17 protein-coding genes, 1 tRNA gene and 1 pseudogene are annotated in these 22,371 nt (G+C 36.0%); 4 read left to right on the forward strand and 15 right to left on the reverse strand.

Annotated features, from left to right (window positions below):
* Positions 1 to 115: 115 nt before the first annotated feature.
* Genes fusA through rpsL form a run of 3 tightly spaced genes read right to left on the reverse strand, consistent with a single transcriptional unit; the run spans position 116 to position 3,063 of the window.
* Complete coding sequence (gene fusA / locus QUS22_RS05085; RefSeq protein WP_289513912.1) at positions 116 to 2,182, reverse strand: elongation factor G; 2,067 nt, start codon at positions 2,180 to 2,182, stop codon at positions 116 to 118.
* A gap of 21 nt (positions 2,183 to 2,203) precedes the next feature.
* Positions 2,204 to 2,683 carry a 30S ribosomal protein S7 gene (gene rpsG, locus QUS22_RS05090; protein ID WP_289513913.1) on the reverse strand — a complete coding sequence of 160 codons (480 nt, stop codon included), beginning with the start codon at positions 2,681 to 2,683 and terminating at the stop codon, positions 2,204 to 2,206.
* A gap of 5 nt (positions 2,684 to 2,688) precedes the next feature.
* On the reverse strand, positions 2,689 to 3,063 hold the full coding sequence (gene rpsL, locus QUS22_RS05095) for a 30S ribosomal protein S12 (RefSeq protein WP_289513914.1): 375 nt from the start codon (positions 3,061 to 3,063) through the stop codon (positions 2,689 to 2,691).
* Positions 3,064 to 3,388: 325 nt separating this feature from the next.
* Here rpsL and recO point away from each other — a divergent pair, with 325 nt between their 5' ends.
* Both recO and QUS22_RS05105 read left to right on the forward strand, forming a co-directional pair.
* Complete coding sequence (recO, locus tag QUS22_RS05100; protein WP_289513915.1) at positions 3,389 to 4,111, forward strand: DNA repair protein RecO; 723 nt, start codon at positions 3,389 to 3,391, stop codon at positions 4,109 to 4,111.
* 651 nt (positions 4,112 to 4,762) lie between these two features.
* Positions 4,763 to 5,729 (forward strand): annotated as a pseudogene (locus QUS22_RS05105) (Rpn family recombination-promoting nuclease/putative transposase).
* Between the two features lie 3 nt (positions 5,730 to 5,732).
* On the opposite strand, the gene QUS22_RS05110 reads toward QUS22_RS05105, so the two are convergent.
* Positions 5,733 to 6,266 carry a hypothetical protein gene (locus QUS22_RS05110; protein ID WP_289513916.1) on the reverse strand — a complete coding sequence of 178 codons (534 nt, stop codon included), beginning with the start codon at positions 6,264 to 6,266 and terminating at the stop codon, positions 5,733 to 5,735.
* A gap of 912 nt (positions 6,267 to 7,178) precedes the next feature.
* Positions 7,179 to 7,307, reverse strand: a complete 129-nt coding sequence (locus tag QUS22_RS05115) for a hypothetical protein (protein WP_289513917.1) — start codon at positions 7,305 to 7,307, stop codon at positions 7,179 to 7,181.
* A gap of 552 nt (positions 7,308 to 7,859) precedes the next feature.
* On the opposite strand from QUS22_RS05115, the gene QUS22_RS05120 reads away from it, so the two are divergent.
* Positions 7,860 to 8,093 carry a hypothetical protein gene (locus tag QUS22_RS05120; protein ID WP_289513918.1) on the forward strand — a complete coding sequence of 78 codons (234 nt, stop codon included), beginning with the start codon at positions 7,860 to 7,862 and terminating at the stop codon, positions 8,091 to 8,093.
* A gap of 327 nt (positions 8,094 to 8,420) precedes the next feature.
* Here QUS22_RS05120 and QUS22_RS05125 read toward each other — a convergent pair whose 3' ends face one another.
* The 10 genes from QUS22_RS05125 to rpsD form a co-directional block, all read right to left on the reverse strand.
* Positions 8,421 to 9,797 carry a PleD family two-component system response regulator gene (locus tag QUS22_RS05125; protein ID WP_289513919.1) on the reverse strand — a complete coding sequence of 459 codons (1,377 nt, stop codon included), beginning with the start codon at positions 9,795 to 9,797 and terminating at the stop codon, positions 8,421 to 8,423.
* Complete coding sequence (tatB, locus tag QUS22_RS05130; protein ID WP_289513920.1) at positions 9,769 to 10,065, reverse strand: Sec-independent protein translocase subunit TatB; 297 nt, start codon at positions 10,063 to 10,065, stop codon at positions 9,769 to 9,771. The genes QUS22_RS05125 and tatB overlap by 29 nt, the downstream gene beginning before the upstream one ends.
* A gap of 5 nt (positions 10,066 to 10,070) precedes the next feature.
* Positions 10,071 to 14,798: an NAD-glutamate dehydrogenase gene (locus tag QUS22_RS05135; protein ID WP_289513921.1), complete on the reverse strand. Its 4,728-nt coding sequence runs from the start codon at positions 14,796 to 14,798 to the stop codon at positions 10,071 to 10,073.
* A gap of 26 nt (positions 14,799 to 14,824) precedes the next feature.
* Complete coding sequence (clpB, locus tag QUS22_RS05140; RefSeq protein WP_289513922.1) at positions 14,825 to 17,386, reverse strand: ATP-dependent chaperone ClpB; 2,562 nt, start codon at positions 17,384 to 17,386, stop codon at positions 14,825 to 14,827.
* A gap of 226 nt (positions 17,387 to 17,612) precedes the next feature.
* Entirely contained in the window at positions 17,613 to 18,485 is an 873-nt protein-coding gene (gene lipA / locus QUS22_RS05145) for a lipoyl synthase (RefSeq protein WP_289513923.1), read from the reverse strand.
* A complete protein-coding gene (rpmB, locus tag QUS22_RS05150) occupies positions 18,478 to 18,792 on the reverse strand; it encodes a 50S ribosomal protein L28 (protein WP_289513924.1) in 315 nt (104 codons plus the stop codon). Before rpmB ends, lipA begins: the two co-directional genes overlap by 8 nt.
* Positions 18,793 to 18,828: 36 nt before the next feature.
* Complete coding sequence (locus QUS22_RS05155; protein WP_289513925.1) at positions 18,829 to 19,170, reverse strand: DUF721 domain-containing protein; 342 nt, start codon at positions 19,168 to 19,170, stop codon at positions 18,829 to 18,831.
* A gap of 95 nt (positions 19,171 to 19,265) precedes the next feature.
* Positions 19,266 to 19,460: a Fe-S cluster assembly protein IscX gene (gene iscX, locus QUS22_RS05160; protein WP_289513926.1), complete on the reverse strand. Its 195-nt coding sequence runs from the start codon at positions 19,458 to 19,460 to the stop codon at positions 19,266 to 19,268.
* Between the two features lie 27 nt (positions 19,461 to 19,487).
* Positions 19,488 to 19,574, reverse strand: a tRNA-Leu gene (locus QUS22_RS05165).
* Positions 19,575 to 19,583: 9 nt separating this feature from the next.
* A complete protein-coding gene (rpsD, locus tag QUS22_RS05170; protein ID WP_289513927.1) occupies positions 19,584 to 20,198 on the reverse strand; it encodes a 30S ribosomal protein S4 in 615 nt (204 codons plus the stop codon).
* Positions 20,199 to 20,309: 111 nt separating this feature from the next.
* Here rpsD and tkt point away from each other — a divergent pair, with 111 nt between their 5' ends.
* Entirely contained in the window at positions 20,310 to 22,310 is a 2,001-nt protein-coding gene (gene tkt / locus QUS22_RS05175; protein WP_289513928.1) for a transketolase, read from the forward strand.
* Positions 22,311 to 22,371: the final 61 nt, after the last annotated feature.

The raw sequence follows: 22,371 nt of genomic DNA on the forward strand, positions 1-22,371 counted from the left end.
AACGTCGTCTTCCCATGATCCACATGCCCTATTGTCCCTACATTCACATGTGGCTTCCCAAATGCTTCTACTATTTGTGCTGTAGCTTCCACTGCTGTTGTCATAATCGTTACCTTTAATTATACTTTAACTCATTAACCACATACTGCGGTACTTGTTCATAACAAGAAAAATGCATGCTATATTGAGCTCTTCCTTGAGATATAGAACGCAAAACATTTATATAACCAAACATATTTGCAAGAGGCACTAAAGCAAGGATTATAGCACTATTATTATGCATTTCCACACTTGAAACTTGCCCTCTTCTACTATTTATATCACCCATAATATCACCCATATACTCTTCAGGCGTAATAATTTCAACTTTCATTATAGGTTCTAACATCTTCGGGCCAGCTTTATTTGCCATTTCCTTAAAAGCACTTTTGGCAGCCAGCTCAAAAGCTAAAGGACTTGAATCAACTTCATGAAAGGCACCATCAACAAGAGTAGCCTTAAAATCAATAACTGGAAAACCAGAAATCACACCCCCTTCCTTTATTAACTCTAAACCATTTTGTACACCAGGAATATATTCTTTTGGAATTGCACCACCTACAATTTTACTTTCAAATTGAAACCCAGAACCAGGCTCAAGAGGTTCAAACAAGATCTTTACTCTAGCAAATTGACCAGCACCACCTGATTGTTTTTTGTGAGTATAATCAATTTCAACAGATTTAGTAATAGTCTCACGATATGCAACCTGAGGCGCACCAACATTGACATCAACATTAAACTCACGCCTTATCCTATCTGTAATAATTTCAAGATGTAATTCACCCATGCCTTTCAATATAGTCTGACCACTTTCCGTATTCACCGACATTCTTAAAGAAGGATCCTCCGCAACTAATCTATTTAAAGCAATGCCTAACTTTTCCTGATCTGAAGTAATCTTAGGTTCCACAGCAATTTCAATAACAGGCTCAGGAAATTCCATACGCTCTAATAATATAGGAAAATCATATGAACACAAAGTATCACCAGTAATTGTTTTTTTCAAACCAACTAAAGCAACTATATCACCAACTTTAGCTTCGTTAATATCTTCTCTATTGTTTGCATGCATAAGCAGCATCCTGCCAACTCCTTCAGTTTCATTTCTTGCCGCATTCAGCACAGCAGATTTAGACTTCAACTTCCCAGAATAAATACGAATAAATGTTAAGCTACCAACGAATTTATCTGTCATTACTTTAAATGCAAGAGCAACAAACCTTTCTTGCTCTGAAGGTTTAACCGCTATTTTTTTTTCTGAATCTTTAGGATCAGTTCCAATAATTTCATCAACATCAATAGGAGAAGGTAGAAAATTTACTATACTATCTAAAAGTGGCTGTACTCCTTTATTTTTAAAAGCTGATCCACATAATATAGGAACGAATGCTCTTTTAATAGTTCCTCTTCTTACGCATTTTTTCAGTAAATCTACTGGCAGGTCATTAGATTCAAAGTAAATATCCATTGCTTCATCATACATCCCAGCCGCAGCGTCTAATAAAAGACTTCTATACTCTTGAGCACGATCAAGTAAGTCAACAGGAATATCTTCATAGAAAAATTTAGCACCTAACGTCTCTTCCTTCCATATAATAGCTCTCATAGAGATAAGATCTACTATGCCCTTAAAATCTTTTTCACTCCCTATTGGTAGCTGAATGACTAAAGGCATTGCTCCAAGCTTACTTTTAATCATATCAACACATCGATAAAAGTTTGCCCCCATTCTATCCATTTTGTTGATAAAACAGATGCGAGGAACATTATATTTATCAGCTTGACGCCAAACAGTCTCAGATTGGGGCTCAACTCCTGCAACTCCATCAAATACAGCAACTGCACCATCTAAAACCCTTAAAGATCTCTCAACTTCAATAGTAAAGTCAACATGCCCAGGAGTGTCTATTATATTAACTCTATGACCATTCCAAAAACAAGTAGTCGCAGCAGATGTGATTGTAATACCACGCTCCTTTTCCTGCTCCATCCAATCCATAGAAGCTGCACCATCATGGACTTCACCAATTCTATTCTGTTTACCAGTATAAAATAAAACACGCTCTGTTGTGGTAGTCTTACCAGCATCTATGTGAGCCATTATACCTATATTCCTGTATTTAGATATATCAAATTCCATACCACCATTAATTAGCCAACATCAAAAACGAAGATGAGAAAAGGCCTTATTAGCTTCAGCCATTTTATATTTTTCTTCATACATCTTAAATGCACCACCGCGTTTATTATAAGCATCTATTATTTCAGATTGCAGACAATCAGCAGAAGTTTTTCCACCCTTCTTTCGAGCAGCAGAAGCAGCCTTAGCAATCCACCTTAATGCTAAAGAAGTCGCTCTATCTTTTCTAACTTCAACAGGTACTTGATAAGTTGCACCACCAATACGACGAGAACGCACTTCTATTGAAGGTGTAACATTTTCTACTGCTGCTTCAAAAATTGATACCCCGCTTTCGTCCATTTTCTTTTCAGCCGAAGATAAAGCATCATAGACAATTTTTTCTGCAATAGATTTTTTACCACATTTCATGATTACATTAATGAAACGCATCAATAAAACACTACCATAACGCGAATCAGGGTTTATTTCCCTCTTCCTTGCTTTATTTCGACGAGCCATAAACTTTAACCAGATTTCTTTACACCATATTTTGAACGAGCTTTCTTTCGATTTTGTACACCACGCAGATCAAGGGCACCTCTTATTATGTGATAACGTACACCAGGCAAATCTTTAACTCGTCCACCACGTATCAAAATAACAGAGTGCTCTTGTAAATTATGGCCTTCACCAGGTATATAAGCCGTCACTTCACCATACCCACTAATTCTCACCCTAGCCACCTTACGTAGTGCTGAATTAGGCTTTCTAGGAGTTGTAGTATACACTTTAGTACAAACACCTCTCCTCTGAGGGTTGCCTCTTCCCAAAGCTGGCACCTTTTTCTTACAGGGCAATTTTGATCTACCCTTACGCACTAACTGATTTATTGTAGGCACGTGTTAAAAATTCAAACTCACAAAATAACTTAAGCTCCAGTTATAAAATAATAAACCTCAATAGTCAATATAAAAATAAACATTATTATTCTAATAATTTTAGCTCAACTCTTACGATTATTGTCCAATAAAAGACTCAAATTTTGTGAAATCTTTTAAAACCTAGATTGCATTTGCTTGGTGGAAGTACAAGAAGATCTCAGTTTCATAATCTAAGCAACCCTTGATAGCATTACCATTTTCCTGAGCTTGGAAACACAATTTTTTGCTGCAACGATTTTACCACCATATAATATTATACGATTAATATAATTAATTGCTCTAAATGAGATGGAAGGACGAAGGTATCATTATAGCTACCAAAAAGTACGGTGATAAAAACCTAATTCTTTCTCTGTTTACGAAAAATCATGGAAAGCGCAGGGGATTAACCAGGTTAACAAACGATAGCAATTATAAGTTTCAAACAAGTAACCTATTACATGCAGAGTGGAGTGCTAAGTTCCCTGAAAGTCTGGGGTTTTTTAAGTGTGAATTGATCAAATCCCCATCACATCATTTCTTCCAGGAAAGATTAAAAAGCATCACTATTGTTTCTTTTTCTTCTATTTTAGAAAAAGTGCTTCCAGAGAGTGAGCCTTGTGTTGTACTATATGATAATTTTCTATACTTCATCGACGTAATTAAGCACAACAATCAATCCTGGCAAGGCCATTACCTCAACTTAGAGCTTCTACTTCTTACACAACTCGGGTTTAAGTTAGACCTATCCAAATGCGCCGTAACAGGTGCTAAGGAAAACTTACAATTTATTTCTCCAAAAACCGGCAGAGCGGTATCAAAAAAAGCAGGAGACCGTTACGCAGATAAACTACTACCTTTCCCACAAATGCTGCACGATGTATATAATAATAACCTACAAAACAGCTACTCATATCAAGAATTTCAATCAGGACTGAAAGTCACAGGGTATTTTTTAAATAAGTATCTATTTTCGCAATTAAACACAAGATTTCCAGAGTCAAGAAACCTCATGTTATCGCTTTAATCTTAGTTATCATTTCTTTGAGGAATACAACATATCCTTTAATCAATAAAAACCTAAAACTACTTGATAAACCTTACCGGTCACCTCATCATGGTATTGAAGCTATTATTTAACTCCCCAATCTGAGCAGATTAAAAAAACAAGAAAACTTGTATTTGGCGTACTATTGTTTAATTTTTTGCACTATGTGCGTCGTATGTCTTTATAAAATTCTAGGTTTTTACCTACATAAGCTGAAACGCGCTTATAAAGCGTTCAAGACATCGCTCAACGTCAAATTCTAAAATAAAGAAGAGTAGAATAACCAGTTACCACGGGGTTTTTTGTCTTTTTTTCTGCCTGGTAAATTTCACAAGCATTAAAGCTAAGGTTAGTTGCAGTTTAAAAACAATTAGATTGCAGTTTTAAGACTTAAAAAACGTCAACACTGAAAATAGATATTAACTGGGGTTTCTTTTGCTTTTTTTTCGATTTAGTAAATTTCTTAAGTATTTATAGCTAAAAACCCTAAACCCAGGTGATCTCTGACAGTCGTTTTCTTCTTTAATATACCCAAAGTTAAAAAAAATAAGATTTATTATATACAATTAAAAAGATTAAATATTTTTACAGAACAGTGTACAATTGTTAATGTCTCCTAATAATATCAATATGGCTCTTTCAAAGAGCCTCGACCCCAAAAATGATATATCGTTCCAGCGTATCTTTGGTACTGAGAAAAATAAAGATATTCTCATTCATTTCCTCAATGATATCCTAGGCTTCTCTGGCAAAAGAGCAATAAAGGATATAGAGTTTTTAAATACTATTCAAGGCCATGATATTGCAACTAAAAAGCAAAGTATTGTTGATGTTCTTTGTAAAGATGAGAATGGAGTGCAGGTGATAGTCGCAATGCAGGTCGCTAAAACTAAAGGCTTTGAAAAACGCGCTCAGTACTATGCTGCCAAAGCTTATTCAAGACAAGCTGATAAGGGTGATCAATACTACGACCTTAAAGAGATTATCTTTATTGATATAGCAGATTGTGCCCTATTCCCCAGTAAGTCTGAGTATAAATGATGAACATACTAATGAACATGATTTAAAAGATTTTTATTTCATCTTTATTGAATTGCCAAAATTTCGAAGACTAAGGAAGACCAGCTGGAAAATATAGTTGAAAAGTGGGTTTATTTCTTTAGGTATGCAGATGAGGCTTAGTGAAGAGGAGCTGGAAAAAATAATAGGTAGTGATGTAATAATTAAAAAGGCATATAAAGAGCTAAATAGATTTAACTATTCAGAGAAAGAATTTATAGCCCACAATCAAGAGATAAAGCGTATTCTTGATGAACAGGCTACCTTCGTTCAAAAACTTGATGATGCTAATGAAAAAGGTAGACAAATTGGTCATCAAAAAGGCAAACAAGAAGGCATCCAAATCGGCGAAGAAAAAGGTGAAATGAAAGCTAAAATCACTGTGGCTAAAAATTCACTTAAAGCCGGCGTCTCTATAGATGTTATTGCTGAAGTCACCGTCCTCTCAGAAGATGAAATAAAACAACTACAAAAAGAAATTGTTCAATGCCCTAGCAATCTATTCAGATGCTCGCCCATGATTACGCCACTCAAATGAGATTCAGGTCCACCAAATTCTTGTTTCTGACCGACTAACTCTAGTAAGAGCAACAGTAGTAAGTACGTGATTAATCACTCCTTTAGCCAACTCTGATAAAGATTGTTTTAGTCTGCGTATTTTCTCTGCTTCTTCAATTTCATGTCTTGAGCTTATAAAAGGAATTACTTTGGTTGCTTGTACTACTTCCTTCATATTCTGACCATCCTTTAAACTATCAAGATAACCCCTAACTGTCATACCCACTTCTTTTCTATCTAGGCGCTCTTGAAATTTTTTACTACTTAAATTCTTATCAGCATTGACAAGTAATAGTACACCGCCTCCTATGTTAATCTTAGTGCCAAAGTCATATAACTGTACTCTGGATATCTCTTGACCATTAATCTTAATAAGGCCAAATTTCTTACCTTGCTCTGCTAGAAGTTGACGTTCTGTTTTTATTTCTTTTGCTAAAATTTGCTCATCTTCATTGTATAACTGACTGTCAACTTTAGCAATGTCAAAGTGTTCAACAAGAAAATCTTTTTCTTCCATATTATGGCTAGCAGACTTTACTCCCTATTTCTACAGCTTCTATAAGCTGGTCAACATTTATCTCAGAAACAAACGCTGCATTGCTATCAAAACAAGCATAGCTGTCACCAGCTATATAAATTGCAACAACATGATTATTTATTACTCAATGAATAGCAAAGTCACCTTTAATTCCGGCTATATAACTCGAAAGCTCACTAAATGACTTATAACCTGAGTATGAATTAAGCTTGAAAGTAGACTGTTCGTAGCAGAATCTTGTTGTCTTTCAAAATTATTATGTAACTTAATAAAAGCTAAAGCTCCTCTTTCTCCTCTTTTAGATACCTACTTACCTTGTGCTATGCACTCATAAATTTTAGCTGAAGTTGCCAAATTACTTAGAAAAGATTTCTTACTATATAAGAACAAGGCCTGAGATACCCCACAGCAACAGCAACACACTCACCATCAATTTTAAAATTGCTTGCTTCAAAAGAAGACAAATCGTGACTTGTTTCACTGACTCAATTGATGCGTTTTGTATATTACGCGATACAAATTGTGATAAATGTAAATACGCTTCCTGCTGTTTTTGATAGAACTATATTATACAGCCATTGTTGTTTCTATTTCTTTTTTTGCACACTCTAGGTCCGTACACAAGTACGTACTTCCATATCATATCCCTTTGCATCTCTCATTCTTCAGTAATCTGCCTTCCTCTTTCAAGAGCATCGTCTATAAATTGGTTTGTCCCTCCTAGCACATTTCCCACAAATTGGAAAAGTCGGTCTACACCGTCTGGTTCTCTTTCACGTTCTTTTTGTCTTTCCCGTTCCCTGCTTTGTGATTACTTTTTCTCTACCTCTTCCATTCTTTTAAGGAGTAATTTCTCAATACTTGAATGAAAACTCCTATAGGCAGTCTCAACTAGCCTTTCACCACTCTTAGCTCTAGCATGAAATTAGCCTCTCTATCAATTAGAAACTCCACAACCTCTAACTTACCCCAATAAGCAGCGTAGTGTAGTGTCCAACCACCCATATATTCCTCTGTCAATCAATATTAGCATCTCTATCCACTAGAAATTTACAATCTCCAAGTAACCACCCATGCAGCATAATATAGTGGTGTACAATTGCTTCAATCAGTATCGTTCACACTTACACCTCTGCTTAGGAAAAACTCTACAACATTTTTATGAACAGAGTGAGCAGTAACATGTATAGGCTTTATATTAAGAACAGTATATTCAGCGTGAATATTAGCCCCTCAATCAATACATCTTTTAACCCTACTAAGATTACCTTGCTTTACAGCATAAAATAATTCCTGATCAATTTTTCTCATAAACCCTCTAAATAATACTAGTCTCTACTTTACTCTATAAAGTTGTTACTAAATTATGTAAATTCATTACTTGTGCCACGAATATTTTTGATTGCAACAAGTTTTTTTGGAATCGTTATATCAACCACTAACGCAAATTCTGGATTAAAATAGGAATAGAAAAGGCAGAAAAGATAACAGAAAAAAATTTATTTAGTTAGCTTAAACTAGTTTGTACCCCTTTCTCTTTTGAAGAAAAGCATTCACTAACTTTTTCAACTATTGATCAATAACGTAACCTGTTGTAGAAACTCCCCTATAATAAATGCTAAGACTCCTATCATTGCACCTGTTAAAGGTGTAGGCCCAGCTCCAATCATTGCAACAAGAAAAATAGCAGTTGTAGCTGCAGCAAGACCAATTCCGATTGCAACATTCGCAAGTGCTATAGTAGCAACACAAATAGGTTTAAGATTTTCTTCTTTTTCACTAAGATCTTTTCCGCAAATAAGATAAACTGCAAGCAGTGCTGGAGCTATAGAGCCAAAATTCCTCCTATTACTTCAAGTGATAAAGCTTAAAACTCAACCCTAAACCTGTAAGTGCTCCTATTACTGACGCTATACCATAAAATGGTAAAAGTGCTTTAGTGTTTTCATCCATACAACCTACTGAAATTTAATTTCAACTTTTTTGAAGATAGGAATTTCTTCTATTGTTATAGAATACAAATTAATAGATAATCAAGTTAGGCATATGATTCCAGAGTGTGATGATGAAAGCTATGTCTAAAAAATATTCTAAGCTTCCTTTCTACTATCTTTAGTAAGTTTACACTCTGGATTAGCCAGTAATCACTCTATTTCTACCACTGTTTTTTGCTTTGTATAGGTATCTGTCAGCACGTACTATAAATTTTTTAATATTATCAAGGTCAGATTTTTGCATCTCTGCAATTCCAATGCTCACAGTTACATTATGAGTTGTGTTCTTGTCTGAGAGTATCAAAGGTTCTGTAGCAATAATTTCACGTATCCTCTCTGCAACAGCGTATGCATCTGACATATTAGTATCAGGCATTACAACAACAAACTCCTCACCACCAAACCTAGCCAATAAATCTGTCACTCTGATATTTTCAGAAATTCTCTTCTGTACTTGTTTTAAAAGTTCATCTCCAGCACTATGTCCAAAATCATCATTCACCACTTTAAAGTAGTCTATATCAAGTATCATAAGAGATAATCTCCTATCCTTCTCTACAGAATCCTTAACAATATTTTTCAAGTGTGCATCAAAATATCTTCTGTTATAACAGTTAGTGAGTGGATCCTTGATAGACATTTCCGCATTATTGAACAAGTTCATTCTTAAGGCATCTTGATACCTCTTGCGTTTCACTTGTAAATTAACCCTCGCTATTAACTCACTCTCATCCAATGGCACTGTTAAGTAATCGTTAGCACCCACGTTAAGTGCTTTTACTAAATTGTTTTTATCATAATCTTCAGAAAGAATCAGAATTGGTGTATAACGTGTTTCTACTTTACTACGAAATTCAGAACACAAGCGCAGGCCGTCGGTTTTTGAAAATTGCATGTCAGAAATAATCAGGTCATAATTATCCTCAATACCAACCCTCAATGCCTCGGTTGGATCATTTAGTATTTTAATCGACTTAAAGCGTTGCTTTAGTACATTATATATCTGCTCTGCTTGAAAGACATCCTCATCTACAACAAGTATGCTAGCACCAAAAATCTGGTTGGAATAATCCATAATACTGCTTCCCGTTACCCCACCAATCTCAGCATTAGTTTCTCCTCTTAAACGCAATTCATCTATTACCATCTTTAAGCGTGTAAGAGACTTAATTCTCGCAGACAAAGCAGTTTCGTCTATTGGTTTAGTTAGAAAGTCATCTGCACCAGCATTAATGCCTTGCACTCTATCGTGAGTATCATGCAACGCAGTCACCATAATTATTGGAATATGGGTTGTTAAGGGATCACTCTTGAGGTTCTTACAAACTTCAAAACCATTTATTTTTGGCATCATGATATCGAGTAATATGATATCAGGCTGTTGCCTTGCCACTAAATCTATAGCCTCTTTACCATCATGAGCCACGATAACCGTATAGTACTCCGCTTTCAGTCGAGCCTCTAAAAGCTTAACATTAGATAGTACATCATCTACTACCAGAATCTTTGCCGTCATTACCTTCAGATGCACTATCTACATTGTAACTAGGATAAAACTTACCATCTTCACCAACTATATAATTTACTTTTTCGGTGTCGCACTCTTTATATAAGCCATCAACACTAGCATCTTTCAATAAATTCCTAGTTTCCGATCTCACAATCATAAAATACCTATACACACTCTTAATAAGATTAATAAATACAGGCACATCATTTTTATCAAGAACCATTATACTCACTAGAGCCACAACTAAAATTTCTGAAAGACCTATACCAAACACTTTTTCTATGAAGCAAGTACTTTAATTCTTTTGATTATAAATATTAATTTGCTTAAATCAAGCTTAGAAGCAACCATCTCATCTAAAAAACTATTGTAACGTTCTATGTAATCCTTACCATTACAAGCCCAGGTTTGAACTTTATCTTTGTGTTTATCAGTGGCTTTTATAACTTTAACAGCTAGCTTATAATGACAATTGCTTAAATTATCCAATAAATCATTAATTAAGCTGCGGTCCCAATAAGAAGAACGACCTTTCATCTTGATGGCAATTGTTCTAATCAGATCGAATCTTAGTAGCGATTTTAACTCAAAGTATATTTTACCAGCGTCAAGAATAGGTAAAGACGTTTGCTCAGCAATGGATATAACGTCAAGTGCATAGGCCAAAATGCATAGGTCAGCAACTCTCTTTGCTAGATCTTTACTTATATTAAGTGCCACTAAAGAAGCAGAGCAATGGTGATAGACCTTTAATAGGTGTTCATCCAAAACATCAGTTAAGTTTTGGCCTAAAGTTTCAATTGCATCCTTAACCCTTGTAACATCATCCAGCTTTACAAAGCTAAGTTTATCAAGGTTTCTTACTAACCAAAATGATACTCTGCCAATAAATTTTTGCACATTTCTCACTATCTGCAAGTATGAGTTAACATCAATCTTTCCATCCAATTCATCAATTTTCTGCCATAGGTTATTTAAACTATATAGGTGTTTAACAACAATATACACATTCACTGCTTCGTACACTTTAATTCCAGTACTCTCAACTAGATTATTGATAAATATACATCCCATCCTATTCACTACATCATTTGCAATGCAAGTAGAGACAATTTCTCTGCGCAGTTGGTGTTTCAATATGGAATCCTCGAATTCTTTCACCATCTTTTGTGGAAAGTAATTTAGTAAGTAATCATGACACAAAAAATCTTTTTCAGGCAGCTCAGAATGTACAATTTCATTTTTTATTGCTGTCCTAGCATAAGATATTAAAACAGCAAGCTGAGGAGAACTAAAGCCCTCTGCCCCTGTCAACATTCTCGCTATTTCCTCGTCAGCTGGAAGAAATTCTACACTTCGATTTAACAGTCCAGATTTCTCCAAACTGAGTAATAACCTGTGGTGCTGCTCCAATCTTTCTTTAGCTTGTAAGCATTCAAGGAGTAATGCTTTTGTTTCAATTTTATTATGCTCTTCAAGAACCTTAGACGCAACTTCATCTACCATGCTAGCCAGTATTTTATTCCTTTTTTCTAAAGAAATACCACCTCCTTTCATAACTGAAACAAATGCAATCTTGATGTTAACTTCAAGGTCAGAACATATTACTCCTGCCGAATTATCAATAAAATCTGCATTGATATATCCATCTTTTTCAGCATATTCTATTCTTCCAAGTTGCGTGCAGCCAAGATTACCACCCTCTATGAACATAGAAGCTCTAATATCCTTACCATTCACTCTTAACTCATCGTTTGCTTTGTCACCGACCATGCTATGACTTTCACTCTTTGCCTTAACAAACGTGCCGATTCCTCCATTCCATATAAAATCCACTTTTGCTTTCAACAGATATCGAATCAAGTCATTTGAAGATAATATATCCTCTGTTATATCAAAGCATTTTTTCATTTCTTGAGAAATATTTATTTGCTTGCTGTTACGCTCAAATACTCCGCCACCTTGAGAAATCAAATCTTTGTCATAATCCATCCAAGTCGAAAATGGTAACTTAAAAAGGCGCTTACGCTCCGTAAAACTTTTTTCTGCATCAGGATTTGGATCGACAAAAATATGCATATGGTTAAATGCGCCGATTAAACGCAAATTTCTTGAAAGCAGCATACCGTTTCCAAACAAATCACCAGCCATATCTCCAATCCCAACTACAGTCACATCTTGGTAAATATCTTTATTTATTTTCCAAAAATGCCTTTGTGCTGCAATCCACGCCCCCCTGGCTGTGATACCCATCTTTTTGTGGTCATAACCTGCCGATCCACCAGATGCAAATGCATCACTAAGCCAAAAATTATACTCAGAGGCTATTTTATTAGCATAATCAGAGAATGAAGCAGTGCCTTTATCTGCTGCAACTACCAAGTATGGGTCATCTTCGTCATACCTAATTACGTTCTTTGGTGGAACTATTTTACCATCAACTACATTATCAGTAATATCAAGCATTCCTCTGATAAAATCCTTATAGCACTCAACACTCTTCTCTCTTAAGATATTCTTGTCTCTATAAATTTTCTTTATTATAAATCCACCCTTCGCACCAACAGGAACGATAACAGCGTTTTTCGTCATTTGAGCTTTCATGAGTCCCAAAACTTCAGTGCGAAAATCTTCTGTCCTATCCGACCATCTTAAACCGCCACGCGCTAATTTTCCTCCTCTTAAATGTATTCCCTCAAAAAGGGTTGAATAAACATACAATTCACGATATGGGCGCGGGTTAGGCAAATCATTGATTTTACTTGAGTCAAATTTTATAGATAAGTAGGGTTTGTCATCCTGATAATAACTGGTTCTCAAAATGGCCATTATCAAGTTAAATATCGAACGTAAAACGTAATCATGTGAAACATTACTCACTTCCTTCAGGAGTTCCTCAATTTTTTCTCTGAAAATGTCAGTAGTTTCTGCTCTATCAATACCTATTTTAGGATCAAATCTTACATGAAATAGCTGTATCAAATACTTTACTATCTTTGGATACTCTGAGATCACTTTTTGGATATATTCTGGGTTATATTTAAATGATGTTTGCTTTAAGTAAGCACTTAGCGCTCTCATTAGAAGCACTTCTTTCCACTCTAGCCCAGCAATAATGATCAAACTGTTGAAATAGTCATTTTTAATTTCCTTGCTGAACACTTTTGCAAGCGTTATCTCAAACTGCTCTTTTAGAGTAATGTTGTTTATTAATTCATCGACCCTTGACAACACAAAATGGTGTATCCATATTCCACCGTTGATTTCTATGTAATAACCATTATGAGATAGAATCCTCGCTCCCAAATTTTTAGTAATTTTCAATATTTTCGATAATTCAAGCCCCCCATTGCTTGGAGTGTAAACCTTTAATTGATAATTAAGATTGTCACGAGTAAGCCTTAAATCAACCTCGCTAATTCCTTTCTTCCTCACTATCTCCAATTTTTTCATATCGTAATATGCATCGTGAGGTTCAAAGCTCTCCTGATAGCTTATTGGAAATGCTTTACAATAACGGATGAACACATCTTCAACAGTACTGAAAGTATTATACAGGTTATCTATAAAACGATCTTCCCACCTTTCTGTAATGTTTCTTAATTTGTCTTCGATACGCAAAACTTTATTATCAGAAACGCTAGCGTTTTTAGTCTTTAGCACCACATGCAATTTCATTAAGTCATATTCATTGATAATGTGGTGGTTATAAATATCTGAACTTTCTGCATTCATTTCATCCTTCAATACATCGCGTATCTTGAACATTAGCCTAGAGCTAGCATAACGCATCGGTATCAGCACTATACAACTAGTAAACGCTCCCACATTTCTCAAACACAACTTGACTCTTGGCCTTATTGCAAGAGACATGATAGAGGTACAAATTTGAAATAATTCTTCCTCATTATACTGGAATAACTCATCACATGAGAATGTTTGTAAAATATAAATTAGAGCTTTGTTATTGTGGCCACCAAGCACAAATCCTGCTCTTTTCTCTATTGTTTTAACTTTATCCTTTATTACTGGAATAGTGCGAATACTTTGGACTTCCGCCACAGAAGTAAATAACCCAAAAAAATGTCGCTCCCTTACCACATTACCCTGACCATTAAACTCTTTCACTCCTATACAATTCATGTATGTACGCCGATGAACTATTGAGAGCAGATCTGACCTCAATATGTATAAATGATTAAGGTCCACATAAGGAATCAATACATTTTGATACTCTTCACTTGCTCTGATCAACCCAAGACTTTCCTTGCTAACAGCAACGAATTTTCCATCCTGGTTTGCAGTGCATTCTTGATAACCTAAAAATACAAAATTATTATTTTGCAACCAATTTAGAAAATCTATAACTTGATCAGCAGCGTGTGACACTGGACCAACGTCTGCTGCCTGGATAACAGAACAAAGTTCATTTTTCGCTTCATCCAGCTTCTTAAGCATTAAGTGCCAATCTTTCACAACGCAATTAACTGCTTTCAGCGTTTTTTGTAGGGATTCTTTTAACCTATTAACAAAACTGTCACTTATACCTTTGATAATTACATATATAACTGACTCTTTGATTCCATTACTTTCTTCCAAAGGGTAAATCTCATCTATTAGGCTGTCTTTTCTTTGGATATTAATTATGCTATTGCTGTAATAGCATATGGTTAAGTCATGAGATTTAATAGTTGCAATAACAGAATCAACCAAAAATGGCATATCGTCATTTGTTATCTTAATCGTGGTAAAATAGCCTTCTATTCCTGGTATATCATCTACATTGCTTACCACTAACTTACTTTCACCTTTCCCTCTTTGAGAAACAAAATTATAAGCATCGTTTACAATATATAGCAAAAACTTATCATTGACCTTCAGGTCGCTTTTATAAACAAAACTATAAAAATACTTAATAAATTCTTTAATTTTTTCCTTTTCTTTCCGATCTTCTTGATTAACTAGCTCAAATAAAGACTCAACGTTAACATTATGATCTACACACATTTCTTTTACGAAAATACACAGTGAATTTAAACCTTTTTAACTAAGATTTCATTATTAAGAGCGTACACTATTAGCTCATCGCCTTCTACTACTTCCCCTGATAAAATCAATTTAGCTAGATTATTTTGAACACATTCTTGTATTACCCTTTTTAGAGGTCTTGCCCCATATTCATGGTCATAACCAACTTGTGCTATCAGCCCTTTAGCTTCCTGTGACAAATTTATACTCAGTTTACGCTTAGCAAGTGTTTTTTGTAAATAAGAAAATTGAACATCTATAATTTTGTAAATATCGTCCTTGGTTAAACTATGAAATATAATAATTTCATCCAGTCTATTTAAAAATTCTGGACGAAATGCCGATTTAACTATCTGCATCACTTCGCTCTTTACAAAATCAGTAATTCCCTTTAGCATTACCTCAGCACCAAGATTAGAAGTTAAAATTAGTATGGTGTTGCAAAAATTAATCAATTTGCTATGGCTATCAGTAAGCCTGCCTTCATCCAAAATCTGCAGCAATAAATTAAATATATCGGGATTTGCCTTTTCTATTTCATCAAACAAAATTACCTGATATGGTCTTCTTCTCACCGCTTCGGTTAATCTTCCATCCTGTTCATAGCCAACATATCCTGGAGGCGCACCAATTAGCTTTGAAACGGAGTGTTTTTCCATATACTCTGACATATCAAAACGCAGAAGTGCTGACTGGTCATCAAACAAGAATTCAGCGAGGGCTTTCGCAAGTTCGGTTTTTCCAACTCCAGTTGGGCCCAAGAATAAAAACGAACCAAAAGGTCGATTAGTATCTTGAACACCAGAACGAGAGCGCCTAACTGCATTACTTATCGCTTCTACCGCATCCTTCTGTCCTATCACTCTCTTCCCTATTTCATTTTCCATATTAAGGAGTTTTTCTTTTTCACTGTGCATCATACTATCAACCGGAATGCCTGTCCACTTCGCAACAATATTTGCAATGTCATTCTCAGTCACTTCTTTCTTTAGAAAACTGTCAGCAACCTTCTCCTGATTTTTCAACTCACTTTCAAGCTGAGGAATCACGCCATACATTAATTCCCCTGCCCTTCCTAAATTTCCACTGCGCTGAGCTAACTCCAGCTCTTTTCTAGCGTTATCTAATTTCTCAGCAATTTCTTGTATTCTAGCTATTTTATTCTTCTCCATCTGCCACTTGCTGTTTAGGTCAGCAAATTTACTGTTTAGGTTTTCGATCTCTTCACTTATCTTTTTTAAACGCTGCTTAGAATTTTCATCACGTTCTTTTTTTAGAGCTTCTGACTCAATTTTTAGCTGTATTATTTTTCTCTCAAGTTCATCAATCACTTCAGGTTTGCTATCCATTTCAATCCTCACTCTACTTGCTGCCTCATCAATTAAGTCAACCGCTTTATCAGGTAGAAACCTGTCTGTTATATACCTATTGGATAGCGTTGCAGCAGCAATTATTGCACCATCTGTAATTCTTATTCCATGATGCACTTCATATCTTTCTTTCAAACCCCTCAATATTGAAATGGTATCAGTTTCAGTCGGTTGGGAGATAAACACAGGCTGGAAACGCCTTGCAAGTGCAAGATCTTTTTCTATATGCTCATGATATTCATCTAACGTTGTGGCTCCTATACAGCGAATTTCTCCACGTGCAAGAGCAGGCTTCAACAGATTTGAAGCATCCATTGCACCACTTGTTGCTCCTGCTCCAACTAATGTATGAAGCTCATCTATAAACAAGATAACTTTTCCTTCTGCTTTCAAAAGCTCATTAATAACTGCTTTTAGCCTCTCCTCAAACTCTCCTCTAAATTTCGTTCCAGCAATTAATGCACCAAGATCCAAAGCTAAAACTTTTGCATTGCGTAAACCAAGTGGCACGTCATTTGTAACAATTCTATTTGCAAGCCCCTCAACTATTGCAGTTTTTCCAACACCAGGTTCACCTATCAGCACTGGATTGTTCTTTGTTCTCCTCAGAGATACCTGCATAGTTCTTCTGATCTCTTCATCACGACCAATTACAGGATCAAGCTTTCCTTGCATCGCAAGCTCTGTAACATCCTTCGTATATTTCTTCGCAGCGTTCAATTTTTCCTCACTATTTGGTGAGTCTGCACTGCTGCCTTTTCTCATTTCTGTAATAACTGAGTTCAACTTTTGCGGTGTAATACTGTTCTCTGCCAGAATTTTACCTATAGCATCATCCTTCTGTGCAGCTAGGCCCTGCAGCAAACGCTCAACGGCAACAAACGAATCCTTATTCCTCCTAGCAATACCAACTGAATCTTCAAAAACTTTTGCTACTTCTCTCGAAAGTTGAAGGCCACCACTTCCTGGACCTTCAACTACTGGAAACTTTTTTAGTGCATTATCTACAGCATCAGAAATATTTTGTATATTTCCGCCACAAGCACTTATTAAATCCTGAATTAAACCTGACTCATCCTCAAGCATTACCTTTAGTAAATGCTCCGGCATGAAAACCTGATGCCCAGCTCCCAATGCTTTCATTTGAGCACTTTGAATTAGGTTTTTTGCCTTCTCGGTAAATTTACTTAAGTCCATAACATAAGTTTAAATCATACTTGTTGGTATATATAGCAACTCCTTTCTCAATTTTAAACCTAAAGTCATTCATCACCAGGTAGAATTACAGTAGGTACCCTTAAATGTATGAATTGACGCTTAACATCTGCTTGTACTACTACCATTTATCACTACCAAGCCCCTAAAAGTTACGCAAACTTAAGGTCAACTCTATATACTATAACCATGGCCCGTCAAGTGTTTTTTATACTGAAAAACGACAAGCCTTGAGCTTGTTAAAATCTTCTTCAGCGTGATATGATGACCTAGTCAGCGGACTTGATGCAACTACCAAGAAACCTTTAGAGTAAGCAACGTATTTATAATGCTCAAATTCTTCTGGGGTAACATACCTATCGATTTTCGCATGCTTTGGAGTTGGTTGTAGATACTGACCGATCGTTATAAAATCAACCTCGGCACTGCGTAAATCATCCATAACTTGGAGCACTTCCTCTTTTGTTTCTCCAAGGCCAACCATAAGCCCTGACTTGGTGAAAAGTCTAGGATTAATCTGCTTCACTACTTTCAACAAATATAATGAATGAAAATAACGAGCTCGTGGCCTTATTTTTGCATATAATCTTGGCACTGTTTCGATGTTGTGATTATAAACATCAGGCGATGCAACAGCAATCGCTTCAAATGCCCCTTTCTTATTTAAAAAATCGGGAGTTAGAATCTCTATTGTTATTTCTGGAGTTATCTTTCTAACTTCCTCTATACACTTTATAAACTGACTAGCACCACCATCTGGCAAATCATCACGGTCAACAGAGGTAATAACAACATGTTTTAAGTTTAACTTTTTTATTGCTTTTGCTAAATTTTCCGGCTCGTTAGGGTCTAATTTATCAGGAATACCAGTTGCAACGTTGCAAAATGCACAAGCACGGGTGCAAATATAACCAAGAATCATCACAGCAGCATGACGTTTGTTCCAACACTCGCCAATATTTGGACATGCAGCTTCCTCACATACCGTATGTAGATTATGCAGCTTAACAGTACTTAAGGTCTCATTGAATACTTCACCAGTTGGAGCCTTTGCCCTGAGCCATGGAGGCTTACTATGCATCTGAAACGGCTAATTCTACCTCTTGTTTCGCTAAAACTTTTCTTAACCTTCTTTTTATTTTCTGCGCCTTTTCACTCAGTTTAACTGTTCTTGTGTTGAGCAAAAAATCGTCAAGACTGCCTTTGTAATCTATGGCCCTTAAAGTTCTCGCTGCTATGCGAAATTTAAACTTCCTATTCAATATATCACTCATCAACGTAACATTATGTAAATTTAAGAGAAAGGTACGCTTTGTTTTACAGTTCGAATGCGATACCTTATTACCAAAAGACTTCTTTCTATTTGTCAATTCGCAAACTCTACTCACTTTGATATACAAGTTATTCTACGTACTTAGATTACCTTATACAGTAAAATAGTCAATACTCTCTTGCTTAATTTTTATATCATATACTGCTTTGTAGCCAAAAAATAACGTGATTTTCTCTATTATAAGAGAGATCATGTGCTGAATTTCCAGCGCTTTACTGCCATTTGTTACTATCAGATACAAAACACCCGAATTTACATTTTGCGCATATAAGATTTTTTTTGGCTTTGCACACCCCGCTATTTCCTCTCCCACTATGCCTTTCCAGTTTAAAATAAGACGTATCTCATTTTTGCTCATCTTATTCTTCATACATTTTAATGCATAACTTTCTACTATGAGCTTTAATCTCTTTGGGCCGCTACGCTTGAGCATCCTTTCACCAATTTTCTAATTAACTATAGTATATCTCAGTGTATGATAATCTAAAAATTTCCTTTCGGTACTAAAAAGTAGCTATTTCTTAGCTACTAAGATCTTTCCTCAATCCAAGCTGCTTGTATAGCTTCGAGTATTTTTTCATTACAACGCTCATCATCATCATCAAATTGCTCTAAACCCAAGACCTTCTTTTTAAGCTCAGTAAACCTGATATTAATTATATCCTCATCTGGAAATTTTTCTTCTAAAGCTTCTACAATGTTTTCTATATCAAGCCATTTCATATTTTTTGCATCTCCTGATAAACTAAATGGTGCCCACGGGGAGACTTGAACTCCCAAGGTTGCAAAACCCACGGATTTTAAGTCCGCTGCGTCTACCGATTCCGCCACACGGGCTCTTTTTATTTATCTAGAGTAGAACTCTACTACTAAATTAACTTCCATGTCCGCTGAGTAAGGAACTTCAGAATACTGAGGCACTCTTAAATATTTCACTGAATGCTTTTTACTGTCTGTTTCTAAATAATCCGGAACCTTGCGCTCTTGTTTTTCTGCAGCTTCTACTATTACAGGAATTTTTGCTGCCCTTTCTCTTATTTTTATCACATCACCAGGTTTTACCCGATAACTTGATATATTAACCACTCTATCATTAACTGTAACATGCTTATGAGATATAAGCTGCTTTGCTGAATAAATTGTTGGTACAAGGCCAGAGTGATATAAAACAGAACTCAACCTCGATTCCAAGATACCAATAAAATTATCAGCTGTGTAGCCCTTTCTGTTATAAGCATCTAAAAACACACGCCTGAGCTGCTTACTTGAAATTGCATAATAAAACTTAAATTTCTTATGTGCAGCGAACTGCTTACCAAAATCAGATAACCTTTTGAACCCAAGAATACCGTGTTGGCCTGGAGGATACTTCCTTTTGTTTACTGGATCTTTTGCTCTACCCCACAAATTTATACCAAGCCTACGGCTGATCCTATACTTTCTATTGATAACAGTTGTCATATAAAAACTCTCACAATCTAACTTTAAACTATTAAGGATTTCAGCATTAAGTGTCAACTTGTTTTTACTAAAGTAATATATTACACTTCACTTAATTTTTTCTATTAACATATGAATCATCTACCTTTGGAATCTATGGCAAATGCTGTCCGCTTTTTATCAATTGATGCAGCACAAAAAGCAAACTCTGGGCATCCAGGTATGCCGCTTGGCATGGCAGATGTTGCAACTGTTTTGTTTGCTAAGTATCTAAATCATAACCCCGATGATTGTAAATGGTTTAATAGAGACCGTTTCGTTCTATCAAACGGCCATGGCTCAATGTTGCTATACTCCATATTATATCTGACAGGTTATATTAATATAGATGAGTTAAAGAACTTTAGGCAACTGGGATCCAAGACTCCAGGTCATCCAGAATCTGGTCTGACTCCCGGGGTGGAAGCAACTACAGGTCCTTTAGGACAAGGATTCGCCGCTTCAGTTGGCATGGCACTTGCCGAATCGATACTTAAAGAACAGTTTGGAGATAACTCCATCAATCACTACACTTATGTAATGTTAGGAGACGGCTGTCTTATGGAAGGAATAAGCCACGAAGCAGCATCACTTGCTGGACATCTTAAACTGAATAAGTTGATAGCCCTTTTCGATGATAATGGCATTTCTATAGATGGCACTACTAACCTTTCTTGCTCCGATAACGTGGAAAAGCGTTTTTCAGCTTATGGGTGGAATGTTAACAAGATTGACGGCCACAATTTCAACTCCATATCGCTTGCAATCGAGCAAGCGCAAAAATCTGAAAAACCATCGCTTATCTGCTGTAAAACCATCATTGGGAAGTTTTCAAGCCGTGCTGGCACATCTTCTGCTCATAGTGGTACTTTTACAGAGAAAGATATAAAACAGATGAGAGAAAAATTGAATTGGAACTATGAGCCATTTCATGTGCCAGAAGATGTGAAAAACGCCTGGATGGAGACAGCTGAGAGAGCAAAGCAAAACCGTAATTCAGTGTCATTCCAGTGTCAAGCACTGGAATCCAGTGAGAGTAAAGAACTACAAAGAAGACTCGATAAACGTTTGCCAGACAATATCGACAATGATTTAGCTAACCTGAAGAAACAAATACATGAAACAATGCCAAACGAAGCTACACGATCTTCTTTTGGCAGGATAATGGAACTTTTAACACAATCTATGCCGGAATTAATTGGTGGGTCTGCTGATCTTACTGGGTCAAATTACACTAAATATAAGCATATGAAGGCAATAAATAGTGACAATTACAGTGGTTCTTATGTCCACTATGGAGTGAGAGAGCACGCTATGGCAACTTGTATGAATGGTATGGCTCTTCATGGTGGAATTCTCCCTTATGGCGGCACTTTTTTGGTGTTTTCCGACTATTGCCGCCCTGCTATACGCCTTTCAGCTTTAATGAAACAGCAAGTTATATACGTAATGACTCACGACTCAATTGGAGTAGGAGAAGATGGCCCAACTCATCAGCCAATAGAGCATTTAGCTTCCCTTCGGGCTATACCAAATCTATATGTTTTTAGGACAGCCGATGCAGTTGAAACTCTAGAGTGCATTAGCATCGCATTGGAAAAAAAAGAGTCACCTGCACTGTTTGCGCTCTCAAGGCAAAACGTGAATTACATGCGTAAATTTCACTCCGATGTCGATCAATCCGCCAACCTATCAAAGTTTGGTGCATATATTTTATGTGAATGTCCAGAGAAATTAGAAGTGACGATATTTGCTACTGGATCTGAAGTTGAAATTGCAGTTGAAGCAAGGAAAAAATTACATGAAAAAGGCATAGGCACAAGAGTTGTTTCTATACCGTCCTGGAGGCTCTTTGACGAGCAAAGTGGCGAGTACAAAAAGGCAATACTAAATAATGACAGCATTAAAGTTGCAATTGAAGCTGGGAGTGAAATGGGTTGGCACAAATATATAGGCTCAAATGGTATATTTATTGGCATGAAAAGCTTTGGAGAATCAGCACCTTATAAAACACTTTATGAGCATTTTAATATCAGTGCCGATCACGTAGTAAAATGTGTCTGTGAGAAATTGGCTTACATTCATTGTAGTTAAACAGCAAACCTTTTACACAACAGTTGTTTGAATGTAAAAGCAAAAAAGAAGCAGTTTGCTG

This window comes from Wolbachia pipientis, assembly GCF_030373985.1.
Lineage (GTDB): Bacteria > Pseudomonadota > Alphaproteobacteria > Rickettsiales > Anaplasmataceae > Wolbachia > Wolbachia pipientis_D.